The organism is Anaerostipes butyraticus (genome assembly GCF_016586355.1).
Lineage (GTDB): Bacteria > Bacillota > Clostridia > Lachnospirales > Lachnospiraceae > Anaerostipes > Anaerostipes butyraticus.
The window spans coordinates 23,412-41,087 of the sequence record NZ_BLYI01000023.1 but is presented as its reverse complement, the minus strand read 5'-3'; the positions used below and the strand labels follow the sequence as shown (position 1 = coordinate 41,087).

Annotated in this window: 18 protein-coding genes; 3 read left to right on the top strand and 15 right to left on the bottom strand. The window is 43.3% G+C overall.

The window, feature by feature from the left end; genetic code table 11:
- Positions 1-8: 8 nt before the first annotated feature.
- From JMF81_RS03975 to JMF81_RS03940, 8 genes are all read right to left on the bottom strand, one after another.
- The gene (locus tag JMF81_RS03975; protein ID WP_201310171.1) at positions 9-1,775 is read right to left on the bottom strand and encodes a V-type ATP synthase subunit A; all 1,767 of its coding nucleotides are present in this window, start codon (positions 1,773-1,775) and stop codon (positions 9-11) included.
- Positions 1,768-2,364 carry a V-type ATP synthase subunit E gene (locus JMF81_RS03970; protein WP_243282531.1) on the bottom strand — a complete coding sequence of 199 codons (597 nt, stop codon included), beginning with the start codon at positions 2,362-2,364 and terminating at the stop codon, positions 1,768-1,770. The genes JMF81_RS03975 and JMF81_RS03970 overlap by 8 nt, the downstream gene beginning before the upstream one ends.
- A gap of 19 nt (positions 2,365-2,383) precedes the next feature.
- Positions 2,384-2,692, bottom strand: a complete 309-nt coding sequence (locus tag JMF81_RS03965) for a V-type ATP synthase subunit F (RefSeq protein ID WP_201310170.1) — start codon at positions 2,690-2,692, stop codon at positions 2,384-2,386.
- 17 nt (positions 2,693-2,709) lie between these two features.
- A complete protein-coding gene (locus tag JMF81_RS03960) occupies positions 2,710-3,144 on the bottom strand; it encodes an ATP synthase subunit C (protein WP_201310169.1) in 435 nt (144 codons plus the stop codon).
- A 12-nt stretch (positions 3,145-3,156) separates the two neighbouring features.
- Complete coding sequence (locus tag JMF81_RS03955; RefSeq protein ID WP_201310168.1) at positions 3,157-5,109, bottom strand: V-type ATP synthase subunit I; 1,953 nt, start codon at positions 5,107-5,109, stop codon at positions 3,157-3,159.
- Positions 5,109-6,173 carry a V-type ATPase subunit gene (locus JMF81_RS03950; RefSeq protein ID WP_201310254.1) on the bottom strand — a complete coding sequence of 355 codons (1,065 nt, stop codon included), beginning with the start codon at positions 6,171-6,173 and terminating at the stop codon, positions 5,109-5,111. Before JMF81_RS03950 ends, JMF81_RS03955 begins: the two co-directional genes overlap by 1 nt.
- A 26-nt stretch (positions 6,174-6,199) precedes the next feature.
- Complete coding sequence (locus JMF81_RS03945) at positions 6,200-6,511, bottom strand: hypothetical protein (protein ID WP_201310167.1); 312 nt, start codon at positions 6,509-6,511, stop codon at positions 6,200-6,202.
- 117 nt (positions 6,512-6,628) lie between these two features.
- Positions 6,629-7,486 (bottom strand): D-alanyl-D-alanine carboxypeptidase family protein, encoded by an 858-nt coding sequence (locus tag JMF81_RS03940; protein ID WP_201310166.1) that lies wholly within the window; start codon positions 7,484-7,486, stop codon positions 6,629-6,631.
- Positions 7,487-7,722: 236 nt separating this feature from the next.
- On the opposite strand from JMF81_RS03940, the gene JMF81_RS03935 reads away from it, so the two are divergent.
- Genes JMF81_RS03935 through JMF81_RS03925 form a run of 3 tightly spaced genes read left to right on the top strand, consistent with a single transcriptional unit; the run spans position 7,723 to position 11,238 of the window.
- Positions 7,723-8,484, top strand: coding sequence for a LytR/AlgR family response regulator transcription factor (locus tag JMF81_RS03935; RefSeq protein ID WP_201310165.1), 762 nt, complete (start codon positions 7,723-7,725; stop codon positions 8,482-8,484).
- The gene (locus tag JMF81_RS03930; RefSeq protein WP_201310164.1) at positions 8,465-9,931 is read left to right on the top strand and encodes a GHKL domain-containing protein; all 1,467 of its coding nucleotides are present in this window, start codon (positions 8,465-8,467) and stop codon (positions 9,929-9,931) included. The genes JMF81_RS03935 and JMF81_RS03930 overlap by 20 nt, the downstream gene beginning before the upstream one ends.
- Before the next feature lie 47 nt (positions 9,932-9,978).
- Positions 9,979-11,238, top strand: coding sequence for a VanZ family protein (locus JMF81_RS03925; protein WP_201310163.1), 1,260 nt, complete (start codon positions 9,979-9,981; stop codon positions 11,236-11,238).
- Between the two features lie 152 nt (positions 11,239-11,390).
- On the opposite strand, the gene JMF81_RS03920 is transcribed toward JMF81_RS03925, so the two are convergent.
- The 7 genes from JMF81_RS03920 to dnaB form a co-directional block, all read right to left on the bottom strand.
- Entirely contained in the window at positions 11,391-12,140 is a 750-nt protein-coding gene (locus JMF81_RS03920) for an amino acid ABC transporter ATP-binding protein (protein WP_334297464.1), read from the bottom strand.
- Positions 12,100-12,786 carry an amino acid ABC transporter permease gene (locus tag JMF81_RS03915; RefSeq protein ID WP_201310161.1) on the bottom strand — a complete coding sequence of 229 codons (687 nt, stop codon included), beginning with the start codon at positions 12,784-12,786 and terminating at the stop codon, positions 12,100-12,102. Before JMF81_RS03915 ends, JMF81_RS03920 begins: the two co-directional genes overlap by 41 nt.
- A 22-nt stretch (positions 12,787-12,808) precedes the next feature.
- Positions 12,809-13,570: a basic amino acid ABC transporter substrate-binding protein gene (locus tag JMF81_RS03910; protein ID WP_201310160.1), complete on the bottom strand. Its 762-nt coding sequence runs from the start codon at positions 13,568-13,570 to the stop codon at positions 12,809-12,811.
- A 15-nt stretch (positions 13,571-13,585) separates the two neighbouring features.
- Positions 13,586-14,404: a MetQ/NlpA family ABC transporter substrate-binding protein gene (locus tag JMF81_RS03905; RefSeq protein ID WP_201310159.1), complete on the bottom strand. Its 819-nt coding sequence runs from the start codon at positions 14,402-14,404 to the stop codon at positions 13,586-13,588.
- Positions 14,405-14,470: 66 nt separating this feature from the next.
- Entirely contained in the window at positions 14,471-15,514 is a 1,044-nt protein-coding gene (gene mutY, locus JMF81_RS03900) for an A/G-specific adenine glycosylase (protein WP_201310158.1), read from the bottom strand.
- A gap of 56 nt (positions 15,515-15,570) precedes the next feature.
- On the bottom strand, positions 15,571-16,281 hold the full coding sequence (locus tag JMF81_RS03895; protein WP_201310157.1) for a ComF family protein: 711 nt from the start codon (positions 16,279-16,281) through the stop codon (positions 15,571-15,573).
- A gap of 54 nt (positions 16,282-16,335) precedes the next feature.
- The gene (dnaB, locus tag JMF81_RS03890; RefSeq protein ID WP_201310156.1) at positions 16,336-17,676 is read right to left on the bottom strand and encodes a replicative DNA helicase; all 1,341 of its coding nucleotides are present in this window, start codon (positions 17,674-17,676) and stop codon (positions 16,336-16,338) included.

Genomic DNA, 17,676 nt, shown 5'->3' with positions numbered 1-17,676 from the left:
TCTGCCTCCTATGCGTTCTTTTCCAATACCGCCTGATAGAAATCATCAATCTCCTGATGATAAAAATCCAGCATCTGAAGATTATCATTCGGCACGTCATATTTGATGGAAATGATCCGCTCAAAAATATGCTCAGCCTTCAGCACACTCATTGGCATGCCTCTCGCTACCAGCTCTCTGCATTTTTTATACAAATATAAAATAATTTCCATCATCTTAAACTGTTTTTCCAGGGATACGCATGTATCATCTTTATGGAACGCATTCTGCTGCAGGAATCCCAGGCGAATGACCTTTGCAATCTCCAGGGTCAGTTTCTGATCATCCGGCAGAACATCTCCTCCGATCAGCTTTACAATCTCCATCAGACTGTTTTCCTGATTCAGGATCGCCATCATCCGGTTTCTGTAATCTACAAATTTAGGAGAAACATGCTCATTGTACCAGCCGGCCAGATCAATCAGATATTCGCTGTAGCTGGTCAGCCAGTGAATTGCCGGAAAATGTCTTTCATAAGCCAGTGATTTATCCAGCCCCCAGAAACATCTTACGAATCTCTTCGTGTTCTGGGTTACCGGCTCTGAGAAATCTCCGCCCTGAGGAGATACGGCTCCAATGATCGTTACAGATCCATCCGTTCCATTCAGATTATGCATCATGCCTGCTCTCTCATAAAAGGCGGACAGTCTGGATGCCAGATAAGCCGGAAAGCCTTCTTCTGCCGGCATTTCTTCCAGACGGCCGGACAGTTCCCTGAGGGCCTCTGCCCATCTGGATGTAGAATCTGCCATGATGGCTACGTCATATCCCATATCCCGGTAATACTCTGCCAGAGTCAGACCTGTATAAATAGACGCCTCCCTGGCTGCCACCGGCATATTGGAGGTATTGGCAATCAGCACAGTCCTGTTCATCAGCGGATTCCCGCTTCTTGGATCCACCAGTTCCTGGAATTCTTCCAAAACCTGTGTCATCTCATTTCCACGTTCTCCGCATCCGATATAAATAATGATATCCGCATCTGACCACTTGGCAATCTGATGCTGTGTCATCGTTTTTCCTGTTCCAAATCCTCCTGGGATCGCGGCAGTTCCGCCTTTTGCGATTGGGAACATCGTATCCAGAATTCTCTGTCCGGTGATCAGCGGCACACTTGCCGGAATCCTGTCATGAACCGGTCTCGGAACCCTGATCGGCCATCGCTGGATCATAGTAATATCCCTGGTCGTTCCATCGTTTAACTCCAGGGTCACCAATGTATCATGAATCGTATATCTGCCGTCTTCCACAACAGAAACTACCGTTCCGCTTATATCCGGCGGAACCATGCATTTATGGACAATGGCTCTCGTCTCCGGTACTTCTGCAATAATATCCCCTCCGTGGAGAACATCCCCTTCTGATACCGTGATATGTGTTTCCCAGAGTTTCTGCATATCCAGAGAATCCACACTGATTCCTTTGGTAATAAAAGCTCCTGCGTTTTCAGCGATCCGTTCCAGCGGTCGTTCAATTCCATCAAAAATATTATCCAGGATACCCGGCGCCAGAGTAACAGAAACCGCTTCGCCGCTGGCTTCCACTACCTCTCCCGGACGCAGTCCTGATGTTTCCTCATATACCTGTATGGTTGTCCGGTCTTTGTCCAGGGAAATAACTTCTCCAACCAGTTTTTCCTCTCCCACATAGACCATCTCAGACATTTTAAATCCTGTATTTCCCTTTAAATAGATGACAGGTCCGTTGATTCCATAAATAATTCCAGTCCTACTCACCTGCTCCACCTCCCTTAAAGGTATATTCCTGATATTCTTTTTCCAGAGCACCTTTAAACGAATGATCGATCAGGATATTTTTTCCCGGAATCACAGACCGGAGTCCTCCAATAAAATCTTCCTCGCTGATTGTCATAGTCATTCCTGTGCTCTTCTCCAAATATTCTTTTTTGTCTTCATCTGATTTGCTGATATATATCGTCAATGGCTGCCCACCGGCAAATCTGGCAGCATCGGCGATATAAGAAATCAGCTGTTTCCTGTAATCTTCTGTTTTCATATAATCATTCAGCAGTTCAAGAACTTCTTTAAACAGGCTGTTCTTCAGTTCCATCTGAACGCCGCTCAATTCCCTGCGCATCCTGAGCTGCCCCTTGGAAACTGCGGTATTCAGCTGCTGCCTCGCCGATGCGGTTTCCGCTTTGATCCTCGTATCTGCCTGAATTCTTGCCTCCTGACAGTGAGTCTGATACATGGACTCCAGGGCTTTTCTATGCTGTTTTATGATCTCATTTCCCTGGCTTCTGGCTTCTTCCATCGCCGCTCCCTGGATATGAGAAATCTTCTCATCTATGGTCAACTCCGTCACCTTCCTTCTACCAATTTCATTATAATTTCAGTCCGATTGCTTCATTGACATAGGAAGTAATAAAATCCTTCTTACGGCCTGTTCCATGCCTGTCAGGAATCTCAATCAGCAACGGCATCTGCCTTTCCAGCTTGATCTCATCGATCAGATCCGGAAATTCTTTCCCAAACTTTTCTGTCAGAAGCACGATTCCTATGGATGGATCACTCATTGCCGTCTGAAGTGCCTGATACAGTTCTTCCCTCTCATGCACGACAACGCCGTCCACGCCCGCAAGGCGCATTCCCGTCAGTGTATCCACATTATCGCTGATTAAATACATCTTCATATTCTCACTTCCTCAGTCTAACCTAATCTACCGATAATCATAAATGAAATGATCAGTCCATACAGGCAGACACCTTCTGCCAGACCAACGAAAATCAAAGATTTACCAAGAGCTGTCGGGTCTTCGCTGATTGCTCCAAGAGCCGCGCTGGCTGCGCTGGCTACCGCAATACCGCCTCCGACACAGGATAATCCGGTTGCAAGAGCTGCCGCAATGTATCCCAGTCCGGTTGCCATGCCCGCATCCGCGGCTGACTGTGCAGCCTGGACCGGCTCACTTACGAAAAGCATAACTGCCGCAATGACCACAACTCCAAAAAACATAACGATGTTGGCCGCGATGCTTCTCTTATACCTTTTCTTGTTTCTCTCTCCCTTCATAAAATATCCAAAAGGGAGCAGGATGCTTAAAATAAATGCTGCAATAATTACTAATTTAATTGCTGATGTCATATCGGTGTCCTCCTAATTTATACTTTTTTTAGCATGGTTGTTATATGGATGAAATTCCCGTCCGGATCCCTGATAGAACCGGCTGAACATTTCATAATATTCCAGTCGAAGCACCTGGATTCCTACGACCAGGCCTTCCAGAGCGCATACAAGAATATTTCCGAATACAATGATGATCCAGTTTGGATTTCCCGCTCCATCTGTAATTCCTCCGAGCATTAAAACGACCTCCATCATGGCCGCATGACTGACTGCAAATGCTCCTACACGGACAAATGAAATCGTATTGGAAAAGAAACTCAGCATTGTCTCGAACAATTCGAAAAATCCCTGAATCAGGAACATTCCGACTCCTTCATCCAGACTGGCTTTCTTTCCCTGAATCAGCTGTCCAAGCGGCTCTTTGAAAACAAACAGCAGGATCGGAACTCCAAGGAATATCACCATCATAATATTTCCAGGCGTCTTATGTCCCGTCATATATAAAACAATGGTAATCACAAGGAATCCATAGAACACAAGTCCCGCAACACCATTGGGACTAAACAGCATGTTTCCTTTATCTCCTCGTTTCCATGCGTTTATGATCTGGAACACCATCGCCAGAAGAATCAGTCCCATTCCGAACGCCACAGCTACAATAAATACCGTATTTAACTGTCCCAGAAACGGAAGTTTCATCATGGCATGCATTGGTGACAGCCAAATAGGCTTTATGATCGTTCCTTCGAATCCGAAAAAGCTTCCAAACATGAAGCCGAAAAATGTAGAAAAAATTCCCGCAATGGAGATAATTCCCGCAAGGCTGATCTTCTTTTTCAGATAGATCAGACCGCCTAATACAAACAGGCACAGTCCCTGGCCCGCATCTCCAAACATTGCCCCGAAAATAAAGGTATAGGTCAGCGCCACAAAAATGGTCGGATCCATTTCGTCATGGGCCGGCAGCCCGTACATCCGGACAAACATCTCAAATGGCTGAAAAAATCTTGGATTTTTCAGTTTGGTCGGAGGATCTCCAAAGAATTTCTCCCGTCCTTCTTCTTCTACGATCGTGATTCTGTCATCGTCTTTTGTTTCTTCTATGAAAGCCGCAACATCTTTCTCGCTCATCCAGCCGCATAAAATATAATAGTCTTCCTGTTCTTCATTTTCCACGCGGGCAGCCATCTTTCTGACATCAAAATTGTTTGACAGTTCCTCCAGTTTATACTTTGCGCCAAGAATCTTTGCCGCCTGGCCTTCCAGAAAACCTCCCACCTTTTTTCTGATGTCCTCCGTCTGCTGATCCAGAAGTTCAATCTGATGTCTCATTTCCCTGCAGACCGCTGCCGGAACTCCGTCATAATCTTCAGGAAGCCTGATTCTTTCAAAATGCAGAGACTTGAACACGGAATCAACTTTTCCAGACTCTTTATGAGCCGCAAAATAGCAGCCATATACATAGTTTTCATCTCTTGATCCTTCCAGAAATACCGCATTCAAATCATCAAACAGATATTTTTCCAGCTTGTGGAAATAATCCAGGCTGACCCTTCCAAATCTTACGATCATATAACGGTACCGCATCACTTCTTTCACATTCAGCTCCAGCGACTGGAACGGTTCCATCTGATGAAGTTTTTCCATAATTTCTTCTTTTGCTTTTTTGATCTTTTCTTCTTTTGCTTTCATATCAAGATAATCGTGGTTCAGATTTCGAATCAGATCGATCATCTCATCTGCAGAAAGCGATGTATCCATCGGCACTGTCTGATCCGGCAGCATAGCCGCATACTGTTCCGCTTTCGCCAGCGGTTCTTTATATGGATTCAGATCCATAAACGGCAGTAAATTATCCGTGGTTTTTAATTCCGTTATCGCATTTTCCAGCTGCATCTCATATTTCGATAAATACCTGCTGGTCACCCGGTCAATATCCGTTCTGGGACCGGAAATGCTCAGGAACTTCATCTTAACTATCATTAGGCACTACCTCCTTGATCTCTGGGATCCTGCAGAATATATCTCAGAGTCTCTTTTTCTGACAATCCGTACCGGATACACTCAAGCGCTGTCGTAATCCGGTAAATTTCTTCTTCCTTCAGGAACAGATATCCCAAAAGGCTTGCAAGAGAATACGGATGATTCTGATATGCTTTCATGACGATATGCTTCACAAACTGTTTTTCAATTTTCTCCACATTGTGCTGTTCGTCAAACTGATATCTCCGTCCATAAAACGATTCATTCAGATGGCGGAAAAACTCTTCAATGGAAGGCGCTTCCACCAGATTTTTAAATTCATCTTTTGTAAGCCGGTATTGTATCGGTATCAGCAGGGTATAGATATCCGGCGGCAGCATATGATAATATTTCTTCGCCCGGTAAATCCACTGAAGATTCGTAAGATCGATCTGACTTCCCAGATCTTTTTTGATCGTCTCTTTCTCTTCTTTTTTCCATTTTCCCTTTCTGATCTTCCACAACATGGAAAAATAGTACAATTCCAGCGCCAGATCATAATCAAATAATGTTGATGCCCCAGATTCCCGGATTTTCGCCAATGGCGCATAATACTCGGTATTCTTCAGATGATCCACCAGATCATCGATATTCTCTGACATGATCAACTGATCGATCTTTATTTCTGAATACCGGTCAAAAAATGTTTTCTTATAATCCAGATCAAACGGGGCATTATAGTGGTTAAACACAATTCTTAAACAATATTTAATTAAATCTACTTCATACCGCTTCTTAAAAACCTTAAGGAATTTCTTCTGGTCCATATTTGCGAAACGGTACAGTCTGGTATAATCATCATACAATGACTGAACCAGAATTTTTTCAATATTTCCACGATGATACAGAGACTCATCCATCTGATCGATCAGCTTTCCATAAGACTTTGTCTCTTTCAGATAATATATGACCTCTGTCACCGTCTGCATAGCGGCAATCTTGCGGTAATCTTCTGATTTCAGCAATTTCGCACGCATTGCGCGGATCTTTGTTACGATCCCGCTGTACTCCATCACATCTTTGATCATTTTCCGCCTCCTAATAAGTCCTGCTAAACCTTAATGATCCTATCGAAAATTTCCTTTGCATACGCAGTATGGTTTTTTTCAAAATCTTGTTTCAGGAACTGAATCTCACTGTTATTCTGCTCTCCCTGCTGTTCCATCATCTCATCCATATTCTCTTCCAATTCCGATCGTATGGCACTGATCCGATCTTTCGTTTCCTTTTCCAGTTTCTGATCAAACAGGTCTCTCTTCTCCTGCATCTCTTTTTCCTGCAGATGCTTTTGATTCTCAGCATTTTCTACAATGGCCCTTGCGGTCTTTTCGATTTCTGCCAGTTTTTCTGCAATTCCATCCATAAAAAAGCCTCCTTTCCGACCCTGGATTCTACACCCATTATTTTAGCTCTATCTTTTCAAATTTACCAGCTTTTTATAAAATTCTTAGCAGAATTTTTAGCAAAAATCACAAAAAAATCATAATTTGCTGTAAATTTTCTTCGCATCTGCTACATGTCCCGGAATGGAGCCGCCATGATCTTCCGCCCCTGCAGTCACCAGTATATATTCTTTTCCCTTGACGTTTACAAGACTTGCCAGGCACAATCCTGCCTGGCTGGTATGTCCTGTTTTTCCTCCAAGAAATTCTCCCTGTTTCACCTGCAGTTCTTCCCTGTATTCATAGAGCGTACTGTTCAGGACCATTCCGTTTGGATGAACATTTGACGGAGAGGTTCGATAGCTCATCGTTGTAAAAATCTTACGAAAATCCTTCCTGTCCAGAGCCGCATCCAGCAGAACCGCCAGATCCTCTGCCGTTGAATAATGATTTTCGTCATGAAGACCTGTCACGTTTACGAAATGCGTATGTTCCATCCCCAGATTTTCTGCTTTCTGATTCATCAGTTCTGCCATTTTTTCTTCTGATCCTGTCACATATCTGGAAAGACGCAGACAGCATTCTGCTCCCGACGGAAGCATTGCACCGTACAGCAGATCTCTTATCGTAACAGTTTCTCCTGCTTCAAATCCTGCCCGGGACGCTCCCTGGGCTTTTGCCTGATCAATCATATTCCCATCCATGGTTACTTTTCGATCAAGATCTGAAATATGCTCCAGGGCCACAAGGCATGTCATGATCTTAGTCAAAGACGCCGGATACATCTTTTTCTCACCTTTCTTTTGTGCCAGAATCCTGTCTCCGTCTCTTTCCATCAGTGCGGCATACGGACTCTGTATTCCATATAATATTCGATTTTGAAATATCAGGGACAGGACCATCCCGCAGATGAGCAGCATTCCTGCCAGCCAGATCATTTTTTTTCTCTTCTTCATGCTTTCCTCCTTCATCTCTTGTTTCTGTTTCTGATGTTCCTTATAATCAAAAGAGGAAATATGTTTGTCAATATATCCGCCCTCAATCCCGGTCTTTTGGCCTGAACGTCATTTTGCTGTTTCTTTTTGCGGCGTTCATTTTTTATTCCGGGTAAATTTATAGATTCTGCCGGATTCTTTTGTAAGATACGTTTGTAGCACAAACACAGGGAGATCAGGCAAAAGAAAGGAATGTTATGTTAAAGATTATTCTATGTGATGATGATCCGTTTATTTTAAAGATCATCCAGGAACAGCTTGAAGCCATCCTGTCCAGTCAGAAGCTGGACGGAAGAATCGTATGTATTTCTTCCAGCGGAAAAGATATGATTTCTTATCTGAAAAACCACCCGGGAGAATACTTATTTTTTCTGGATCTTGATTTTGGAAATAATGAATTTAATGGAATCGACCTTGCCAGGCAGATCCGTGCTGTCTCTCCAGGATCAAAAATCGTATTTGTCACCAACCACTATGAACTGGCTTTAGACGTCCTGAAATCAGGCACCGAGCCGTTCGGATTTATTGAAAAGACCACAGACATCCATAAGATGAACCGTAACTGCTACCAGTATCTTTATCTGGCCAACAAACAGCTGTCCGTTCATCCGGAAGAAAAAGATCAGAAATCTATTTCTCTCCGCCCCGGGTTCGATGAAGAAATCAGTCTTCCTATTCAGGATATTTTGTATGTGGAAGCACTGAAAACCAGATCCCACTGCATCTGTTATCATACGATCAATGGATCTTCCATCACTGTAAGGGAATCCATGGAGCATGCCATGAAACGGCTTGGAGATGGCTTTGTGCGGAGCCACCGGTCTGTGATCGTTCAGAAACGTTATATGATCGGCATGGAAGACGGCATGATCCGCCTGATTAACGGTGCTTCTGCACCCTGCTCCTTCCGGCTGAGAAATGAAATAAAGGGGATTATCTATGGAAACAACAACCAGTAAATATTCTTGGATTTATTTTGTATTTTCTATTTTGTGCACCGGCGTCAGTCTGCTGTCTCCTTTTCTTAAGATGACAGGCACTACATTTATGGAAAATTTTGTGATTGCATTCACCGGGGTATCTGCGATTCGTATCCTGAATCTCCTGGATTTGAAATTTCCTGATTACCTTCTGCTGTTTTCAGGAACATTTACCGCAATTACCCAGTCATTCGTTATCATCAATGCCTCCATTTTTTTCATATTTTTTGTCTTTTTCGGAGTCAGCGCTTTAAGACGCGAACTGCAGAGCGGCAAAGTTTTATACACCTGGCTGGCATTTATCCTGTTTTTGATCAATCAGATCTTTTTAAATTATATCTACCAGGGATTCCAGCAGCTGTATTATCAGACGACTAATGATCTTCCCAATGCATCGCTGATCAAGATCATCTTTTTTCTGCTGTTATCCGCAGGTGTCCTTTTAATTGATTTTCTGCTGATCGTACTGGTCCGGCATTTTTTCCAGAATATTCTTTTTAAGATATCACAGCTGGAATTTTCCTATCCCCAGATTGCCAGAAATTTTCTGATCAGTTCTCTGATTATTTTTATCATCGGATTTATTTTTGAATATCTGCTTTTACAGATTCCCGCTGCCGCCGGCCAGACTAATACAGAATATTTGTATCAGCTGCTTTATGAAAGAATTTCTATCCTTACGACACTGTTTTCGACAGGCATTATTTTTATCCAGCTTTTGATTCTTGTAATCCTGCTTAAATTTTCAAAATATCGTTTTTCTATCAACGCCAGGCGGAGACATGAAGAAAATTTAACTTTGTACAACAGTGATCTGGAAAAAAATCTCTCAGAAGTCAGAGGTCTGAAACATGATATGAAAAATATCCTCTTCACTCTGAGTCATATGATTGAAGAAAGTGGAGATTCTAAATTGAAAGAGTATTTTCACACTGCCGTAAATCCTTATTTTCAGGAAGAGTTAAAGAAAAATGATCTGTATGCTTCTCTGCAGCCGATCGAAGATGAACAACTCAAGGCATTTTTATATTATAAATTCACATCGGCCTCACATAGTCAGTGTCAGATCCGCTTTATCTGCCGGCATGCGATTCCCTGGCATCTGTTTTCTGATGAAATTGATTTTCTCGATTTCATCCGGATTCTTGGAATCTTTCTGGACAACGCCAAGGAAGAAGCAGTCCATACGGCAGAAAAAGAAATCCAGCTCCTTATGACCGGACAGGAAAATGCCTGTGAAATACGCATTGAAAATTCCATCCGGCCTCAGAAAGAAGTCATTGCCGGACTTTCCGATAAAGGACTTGGAAGGGGAAACGGCCTGCTCATTGCAGACCGCATTTTAAAAAGATATCCCAATATTATTTTAAACACCTATACCAGAGGCAATACCTTTGTTCAAAGTCTTTTGATCCAGGGCTTCTAATCTGCTTCTTTTGCCTGATCTCCCTATCAAACGCAAAGGAGTTTATTATGAAGAAAAAAATGAGCCAGGAACGTTTTCGATTATTTTTCTTTCTTATGTTCCTTTTTTATATGGCAATCCTGATCAAAATTGTTTTATTAAGAAATGTTTCCCTTGCCTCTCTGCCGGAACATTTTTCCGCCGGATACCAGGGCTTTCGTTCTCTGAACCTTGTACCTTTTCAAACGTTTCGGACGTTTGCTTCCATGATGTCATCCGGAAACTTTCTATGGGCAGTGTCCAATATCGCCGGCAACGCTCTTATTTTTCTGCCGTACGGCTATCTTCTGTATCTTCTTTGGAAGAAGAAACATGCCGTTCCGGTGATCCTGCTGTCTGCCGCTGCCATAAGCCTTGTATTTGAGATCCTTCAGTACCGTTTTTACCTTGGAAGCGCCGATATAGACGATGTCATCTTAAATATCATTGGAGCTTTTCTCGGTGTCGTCTGTTTCCGGATTATCTCCAGGATCTTTTCCCAAAGACCTTCCGGCATATACAAAGTCAGCATTCTTCTGGCTCTGTTTGCCTTCCTGGGAGCATCTGCCGTAGGATATTTCGAATTCGGAAACCGGCTGGGACTTGCCAGTTATCAGGAAGAAACTGTTGGCGGTGAAAAAGTGCCGGATCGTCAGCCAGATTACAACGGATATTTTATCTCTGGAAATCATAAAAAAATCACCGTACAGAATTCTGTCGATGACACTTATGCGCAGCAGACAGATTTTGCCATTGGAAAAGATACCGTCATCTACTTCCTGGAGCTGTCTTATGGCAGATTAAACCCAAACCATGTGACAAAAACCTATAAACTCTGCAGCGCCTCCCAGCTGTCTTCCATAAAAAAGCATTCTATGGCCACGATCTGGTATTCTAAAACTTCCAGCGGCACAGCCGATGTGATCGTCCTGTCAGATCTGGACGAAGACCAATCCGAAGGCAATATCAGCTTTGGCTCCGATGACCCTCATATGCTGACCGGATATGTCAGCAAAACCGGAGACGGCCAGTGTACGATCAATAAAATCGATTCCTATGAATTAAAAGACGGCGGTTCTGTTTCTACCAGTACAAAACTTTATATTCCGATGAAATATAAAGATAACATTCCTGTCACAATCCGGAATGTATATGGAAATGGAAGCAGCTATAAGGATCAGAAAGGAAGCATCCGGGATTTGAAAAAAGATTCCTTCGTGACCATTGAAGGGACTTACAAAGACCAGATCTTTTACGGAAAGAAAATCATCATTCAGATTTTTCATTGATGCATAAAAGTACACAAAAAGGGAGGATGCCGCTTTAATACGCCCCTTGTCCGGCAGACAGATCAAATATTATATCTCTCTTTCTTTTTTATTTTCACTGAATTTTCCCATCAAAAAAGCAGCTGCCGCCGCAGCTGCTTTTTAATCTTCTTTTATAATACCTTGCTTAAAAACTCTTTCGTCCTGTCTTCTTTCGGATGATCAAAGATCTGTTCCGGAGTTCCTTCTTCCAAAATAACTCCTCCATCCATGAACAAGACACGGTCTGCCACTTCTTTGGCAAATCCCATCTCATGGGTGACAACTACCATCGTCATACCTTCCTGTGCCAGCTGTTTCATAACTTCCAGTACTTCTCCAACCATCTCCGGATCCAGTGCGGATGTTGGCTCATCAAACAGCATAACTTCCGGTGAAAGTGCCAGAGATCTGGCAATCGCCACACGCTGTTTTTGTCCTCCGGACAGCTGTGCCGGATAATTATCCGCCTTATCACCGACACCAACCCGATTCAAAAGTTCCATGGCTTTTTCCCTGGCTTCTTTTTCGCTGTACATTTTATGACGAATCGGAGCCAGCGTCACATTTTCCAGAATCGTCAGATGCGGAAACAGATTAAAATGCTGGAATACCATTCCAACTCTCTTTCTCAGGTCGTCCACATCCAGATTCTTGTCCATCAGATTGGTTCCTCCAATGATGATTTCTCCTTTGGTCGGTGTTTCCAGAAGATTCAGACATCTGAGAAATGTACTCTTTCCTGACCCGGACGCACCGATAACGCAGACACATTCTCCCTTGCCAATGTGGCAGTCAATTCCTTTTAATACTTCCAGCTTTCCAAAATATTTATGTAAATCTTTAACGTATATCACTTTGTCTGAGTCTCCTTTCAAATGCATTCAGCCCAATGGTCAGTATCTTTACCAACACATAGTAAATCAACGCACATCCGATCAAAGGCACAAACATGATATAAGTTCTGGAAACAATAAAATCAGATGCCTTTGTCAGATCCTGGATCGCAACGTATCCGAGGATCGCCGTTTCTTTGATCAATACGATAAATTCATTTCCCAGAGCAGGCAGGATATTTTTTACCGCCTGCGGAAGAATGATATATCTCATTGTCTCCGTATAAGAAAGACCAAGAGAACGCCCTGCTTCCATCTGTCCTTTATCCACTGCCATGATTCCCGCACGTATGATTTCTGCCACATATGCAGAACTGTTGATACCGAATGTTACGATTCCCGCAACCATTCCCATCTGTGTCTGGAAAACCAGAAAATAAATAATCAATAACTGTACAACGGTAGGTGTTCCGCGGATAATGTCAATATAAATATTGGCAACCACTGAAAATATTGTCTTTTTCCCTTTTCTTACCTCCGTCATCTTCATCAATGCCAAAACCATGCCCAGAAGAATTCCCAGCAAAACGGCGGCAATGGATACGCCGATGGTAACCTTCAGACCGTCCAAAAACATTTTATAACGATCTGCTTCTATAAATACCTGATAAATATCTGATTGTAACTGCTCCATTTTAAAAAGCCTTTCTTAATAATTACTGTCCAATGTACTCTTTTACTAACTTGTCAAAAGTTCCATCATCTTTCATTTCTTTTAACGCGTCATTGATTGCGTCTTTTAATTTTGTGTTGCCTTTCTGTACTGCAAATGCATATGATTCATCATCAAATAAGTCTTTTACCAATTCAAGACCTTTGTTTGCCTTTACAAATTCCTGTGCAGGGTTTGCATCGATGATCACTACGTCAGATCCGCCTTTTTTCAGATCCATTACGGCATCCACACCTTTTTTAAATCTCTTTACGTTGGAATCTTTGATTTCATCTGTCGCAAGAAGATCTCCTGTTGTTCCTTCCTGAACAGCGATCGTTAATCCTTCCAGATCATCTGCTGATTTGATGCTTCCGCCCTCTTTCTGGATTACATACTGTTTTGCTGTGTAGTAGGAATCTGTGAAATCCACCTGTCTTTCTCTTTCTTTTGTTACTGTCATTCCTGCTGCAATAACATCAAGATTGCCTGATTCCATGGAACCGATCAGAGATTTGAATTCCATATTTTTGATTTCTACATCAGATCCGATCTTCTTTCCAACTTCTTTCATAACGGCCATATCGAATCCATCAACATCTCCGTCATCATTTACATACTCAAACGGAGGGAACTCAGCATTGGTTCCTACTACGATCGTATCCGGGATCTCTCCTCCGTCTGCTGTTTCCTTTTTACCGCATCCGGTAAATAACATAGATGCTGCTAAAACGCCTGCCAGGGCAACTGTTAAAAACTTTTTCATGACTTTTTCTCCTTTTTAAAATAATGGTACGACTGCTCCGTCGTATTTGTCGTTGATATAATCTCTTACTGTGTCGCTTTCCAAAGCTTTGATCAAAGCCTTAATTGATTCTTTTTTCTCATCTCCTTTGCGGACCGCGATTACATTTCCATAGGTCTTGGCACCAACAGAATCCTCATCTTCCACAGCAAGGGCGTCTTCATTTACTTTCAGCCCTGCTTCGATTGCGTAATTTCCATTGATGACCGCAAGATCCACATCTTTAATTGAACGAGGAAGCTGAGCGGCTTCAATTTCTTCAATCTCCAGATTTTTCGGATTCTTCACGATATCCTTCTTTGTAGCAGTCAGCCCCGCATCTTCTTTCAGCGTGATCAGTCCTTCAGACTGAAGAAGCAAAAGGGCTCTCGCTTCATTGGTCGTATCGTTCGGCACTGCCACTGTGGCTCCATTTTTCAGATTCTTCAGGGATTTTGTCTTTCCCGGGAAAATTCCAAATGGCTCATAATGAATCATTGCCGCAGATACAAGGTTTGTACCTTTTTCTTCATTAAAGTTCTTAAGATATGTCTCATGCTGGAAGTAGTTTGCATCCAGATCCCCTGCATCCAGCGCTGTGTTTGGCTGTACGTAATCAGAATACTCCTTAATCTCCAGCTTATATCCCTCTTTCTCCAGTTCTCCCTCTGCTGCTTTGAGAATATCCGCGTGAGGCGAAGGACTTGCTCCGATCACAATCGTCTTGGAATCACCGCTGTCTTTCTTGGAACCGCAGCCTGCAAATAATCCCAAACACGCTGTCAGGCAAAGTACCACTGCCAATACTCTTTTCATATGTTTCTCTCCTTTTTTTCTTTTTCCATACATTTTCTTCATCAATGTATAGTATATTTCAATATTTTACAATACTTTTCGAAAGATTTCAAATGCTGAAGGCAATGCGTAGGTATTTTCCAGATCTTTTTTGTCAATCCACTGAAACTGCTCTGACAAAACGGCTTCCTTCAGCCTGATTTTAACTCCCTTCATATGCCATTCTACATGGCTGAAAATGTGTTTTCCCTTTCCCGCCGGTTCCAGATCGTCCGACTCTATTCCCCACTGCCGCAGCTGGCTTTTTATTTCTTCCATATCCAAGCGGCCTGAAACATTTGGAAATTCCCACAATCCGGCCAGCAGACCTTTTTCCTCTCTTTTATGCAGAGCGACCCTGTTTTCCGTTTCCAGGAGAAAAACTGTTTTATATTCTTTTCTCCGTGCCTTCTTTGGTTTCTTCACAGGAAGCTGATCGATCCGGTCTTCTCTGTATGCTCTGCATACCGTATCCCACGGACATCGGTCACAGAGAGGTTTTCCGTTAGGAATGCACACAATCGCTCCCAGCTCGATCAAAGCCTGATTAAAATCTCCCGGCCGGTCTTTCGGAATATATGCCTGAATGCGTTTTCCCATCTCTCTTTTTGTCTTTTCTTTGAGAATATCAGAATCATCTCCCCAGAGCCTGGAAAGCACCCTCATAACATTCCCATCCACTGCCGGCACCTGAAGGTCAAAAGCAATCGATCCGATCGCGCCTGCAGTATAAGTTCCAATTCCATTTAACGATAATAGTGCGTCATAATCACCTGGGATTTTCCCATCATATTCATTCACGATTTTCCGGGCTGCTGCCTTGAGGTTTCTCGCTCTGTTATAATAACCAAGACCTTCCCACATCTTCATAAGTCTTTCATCATCTGCCTCTGCCAGATCCTGGACTTCCGGAAACGCTTCCATAAAACGGTCAAAATACGGCTTAACCGCTTCCACCCTTGTCTGCTGCAGCATAATTTCCGAAACCCAGATCCTGTAAGGGTCTTTATTCTCTCTCCACGGAAGAATTCTCTTGTTGTAATCATACCAGCGAAGCAGAGATCCTGTTAAATCATAACGTTCTTGTTCCATCTTTTATCCTTTCCAGTTTAATCCGCTCTTATTATAGCAAAAGAACCTGTACCGCGCTATGAAAACCCTCTGCCGACTGCAATACAGCAGGCATAGATTTCCTTAGCTCCCATCCGGAGCAGCGCCTGCGCAACTCCCTGCATAGTTGCTCCGGTTGTATAAATATCATCCACAATCAGAATCCTGCCGGGACGCCCCAGCCTGTGATAGATTTCTTTTTCTCCCTGGAATGCATGACTCAGATTTTTCTTTCTCTGTTCCGGATTCAGATTTTTTTGAGGTTTTGTATCATGAACTCTCTTTACAAGCCGGGGTTCCATTGGACACCCCGTAATCTCAGCAATTCCAGCAGCAAAGATCTCTGCCTGGTTAAACCCTCTTTTCCTGCGTTTTCGCGCATGCATAGGAACCGGGACTACGATATCCGGATAGATGCTTTTCAGCTGCCGTCCCCTGCGCCGTTTCATCTCCTCAATATAAAATCCGGCGTATTCCCGTTTATTCTTATATTTTACCGCAGACAGAGAGCTTTTAACCGGCTCTTCATATACACAAAGTCCTATATTTCGAATGAATTTCTTAGGATGTTTCCTGCAGTCCTGACAATATTCTTCTTCCTTATGATCCAGTGGTTTTCCACAGCAGAAGCAAAGGGGTTCGTGGAGAAAGATATCCTTTTCCCTGCATTTTTTACATAGATTCTGCCCTTTTTCCAAAATTTCTTTCTGACACAGAGGGCAGACTGGCGGATATAGAAATGACAACATCGACATGCCTCCTTTATTGAATTGTAGTTTAGAAGTGATAAAAGGCGCCGTCACTTACTGCGGCGCCCTTTCTTTGTTTCCGAATTTTGTATACTGTCCAAGCCAGACCAGTTCTACGCTTCCTGTAGAACCATTTCTCTGCTTATCAACGATAATTTCCGCGATTCCTTTTTTCTCAGAATCTTCATTATAATACTCATCCCTGTAAATGAACATGACCACATCGGCATCCTGCTCGATAGAACCTGATTCTCTCAGATCCGAAAGCATTGGTTTCGCAGGCTTTCTCTCCTCTACCCTTCGGCTCAGCTGAGACAACGCAATAACCGGGGCATCCATCTCTCTTGCCAGCGCTTTCAGCGAACGGGAAATCTCAGAGATTTCCTGCTGACGTGACTCTGTCCGGCGCCCTCCTGACATCAGCTGAAGATAATCTATAATGATCAGATCCAGTCCGTGCATCTGCTTATATCTCCTGCACTTTGACCGGAGTTCAGCGATGGTAATACCCGGCGTATCGTCAATGATCAGCGGGGCTCTTCCTATAGTTCCGGCGCTTTCCATGATTTTTTCCCAGTCCGTTTCCTGAAGATCTCCGGTTCGGATAGATTGTGAATCTACCATGGCTTCCATCGCCATCATACGGGTCACCAGCTGTTCCTTTGACATCTCCAGACTGAAAATAGCTGTCGGAACATGATCTCTTACTGCCGCTCTCTGGGCAATATTCAATACAAATGCAGTCTTTCCCATTGCCGGACGGGCCGCAACAATAATCAGTTCTGACGGATGGAGACCCGACAGTTTATAATCCAGATCCGTAAATCCGGTTGCAATTCCTGTGATTCTTCCTTCTGAACTGGCAGCCTGCTCAATGGCATCCAGAGTATTCAGCACGACTTTATCAATCGGGACAAAGTCCTCTCTGCCGCTGGCTTCCTGCAGAAGACCAAAGATATTTTTTTCTGTATGATCCAGGATTTCTGAAACCTCATCCTTGCCAAGATAACATTCTGCGGTTATTTCTTCACTGACTTTGATCAGTTTTCTCAGAGTCGCTTTTTCCTTGACAATCCTTGCATACTGCTTTGCATTGGCAGACGTGGGAACTGATTCCAGGAGATCCCGGACAAATTCCAGACTCTTCATAGACTCCGGAACATCTTTTCCTTTCAGCTTGTCCTGAAGTGTGATCAGATCAACCGGTTTTCCTTCCCGGTACAGCTCTTTCATAGTCTCAAACAGTATGCCATTCTGTTTCTGGTAAAAATCTTCCTGATCGATCATATCGATCACATCTGCAATCGCGTCACGGTCCATGATCATCGCGCCGATCACGGATTCTTCTGCTTCGGCGCTGTGGGGCTGTATCTTCTTTATCAGTGCCTCATCCAT

Bases quoted from the DNA above. Each gene is read 5' to 3' on its own strand.
- JMF81_RS03965 (WP_201310170.1), bottom strand. From the start codon at position 2,692: ATGAAGATGTATTTAATCAGCGATAATGTGGATACACTGACGGGAATG.
- JMF81_RS03960 (WP_201310169.1), bottom strand. From the start codon at position 3,144: ATGACATCAGCAATTAAATTAGTAATTATTGCAGCATTTATTTTAAGC.
- JMF81_RS03955 (WP_201310168.1), bottom strand. From the start codon at position 5,109: ATGATAGTTAAGATGAAGTTCCTGAGCATTTCCGGTCCCAGAACGGAT.
- JMF81_RS03945 (WP_201310167.1), bottom strand. From the start codon at position 6,511: ATGGATGGAATTGCAGAAAAACTGGCAGAAATCGAAAAGACCGCAAGG.
- JMF81_RS03940 (WP_201310166.1), bottom strand. From the start codon at position 7,486: ATGAAGAAGAGAAAAAAAATGATCTGGCTGGCAGGAATGCTGCTCATC.
- JMF81_RS03935 (WP_201310165.1), top strand. From the start codon at position 7,723: ATGTTAAAGATTATTCTATGTGATGATGATCCGTTTATTTTAAAGATC.
- JMF81_RS03930 (WP_201310164.1), top strand. From the start codon at position 8,465: ATGGAAACAACAACCAGTAAATATTCTTGGATTTATTTTGTATTTTCT.
- JMF81_RS03925 (WP_201310163.1), top strand. From the start codon at position 9,979: ATGAAGAAAAAAATGAGCCAGGAACGTTTTCGATTATTTTTCTTTCTT.
- JMF81_RS03920 (WP_334297464.1), bottom strand. From the start codon at position 12,140: ATGCATTTGAAAGGAGACTCAGACAAAGTGATATACGTTAAAGATTTA.
- JMF81_RS03915 (WP_201310161.1), bottom strand. From the start codon at position 12,786: ATGGAGCAGTTACAATCAGATATTTATCAGGTATTTATAGAAGCAGAT.
- JMF81_RS03910 (WP_201310160.1), bottom strand. From the start codon at position 13,570: ATGAAAAAGTTTTTAACAGTTGCCCTGGCAGGCGTTTTAGCAGCATCT.
- JMF81_RS03905 (WP_201310159.1), bottom strand. From the start codon at position 14,404: ATGAAAAGAGTATTGGCAGTGGTACTTTGCCTGACAGCGTGTTTGGGA.
- mutY (WP_201310158.1), bottom strand. From the start codon at position 15,514: ATGGAACAAGAACGTTATGATTTAACAGGATCTCTGCTTCGCTGGTAT.
- JMF81_RS03895 (WP_201310157.1), bottom strand. From the start codon at position 16,281: ATGTTGTCATTTCTATATCCGCCAGTCTGCCCTCTGTGTCAGAAAGAA.
- dnaB (WP_201310156.1), bottom strand. From the start codon at position 17,676: ATGGATGAGGCACTGATAAAGAAGATACAGCCCCACAGCGCCGAAGCA.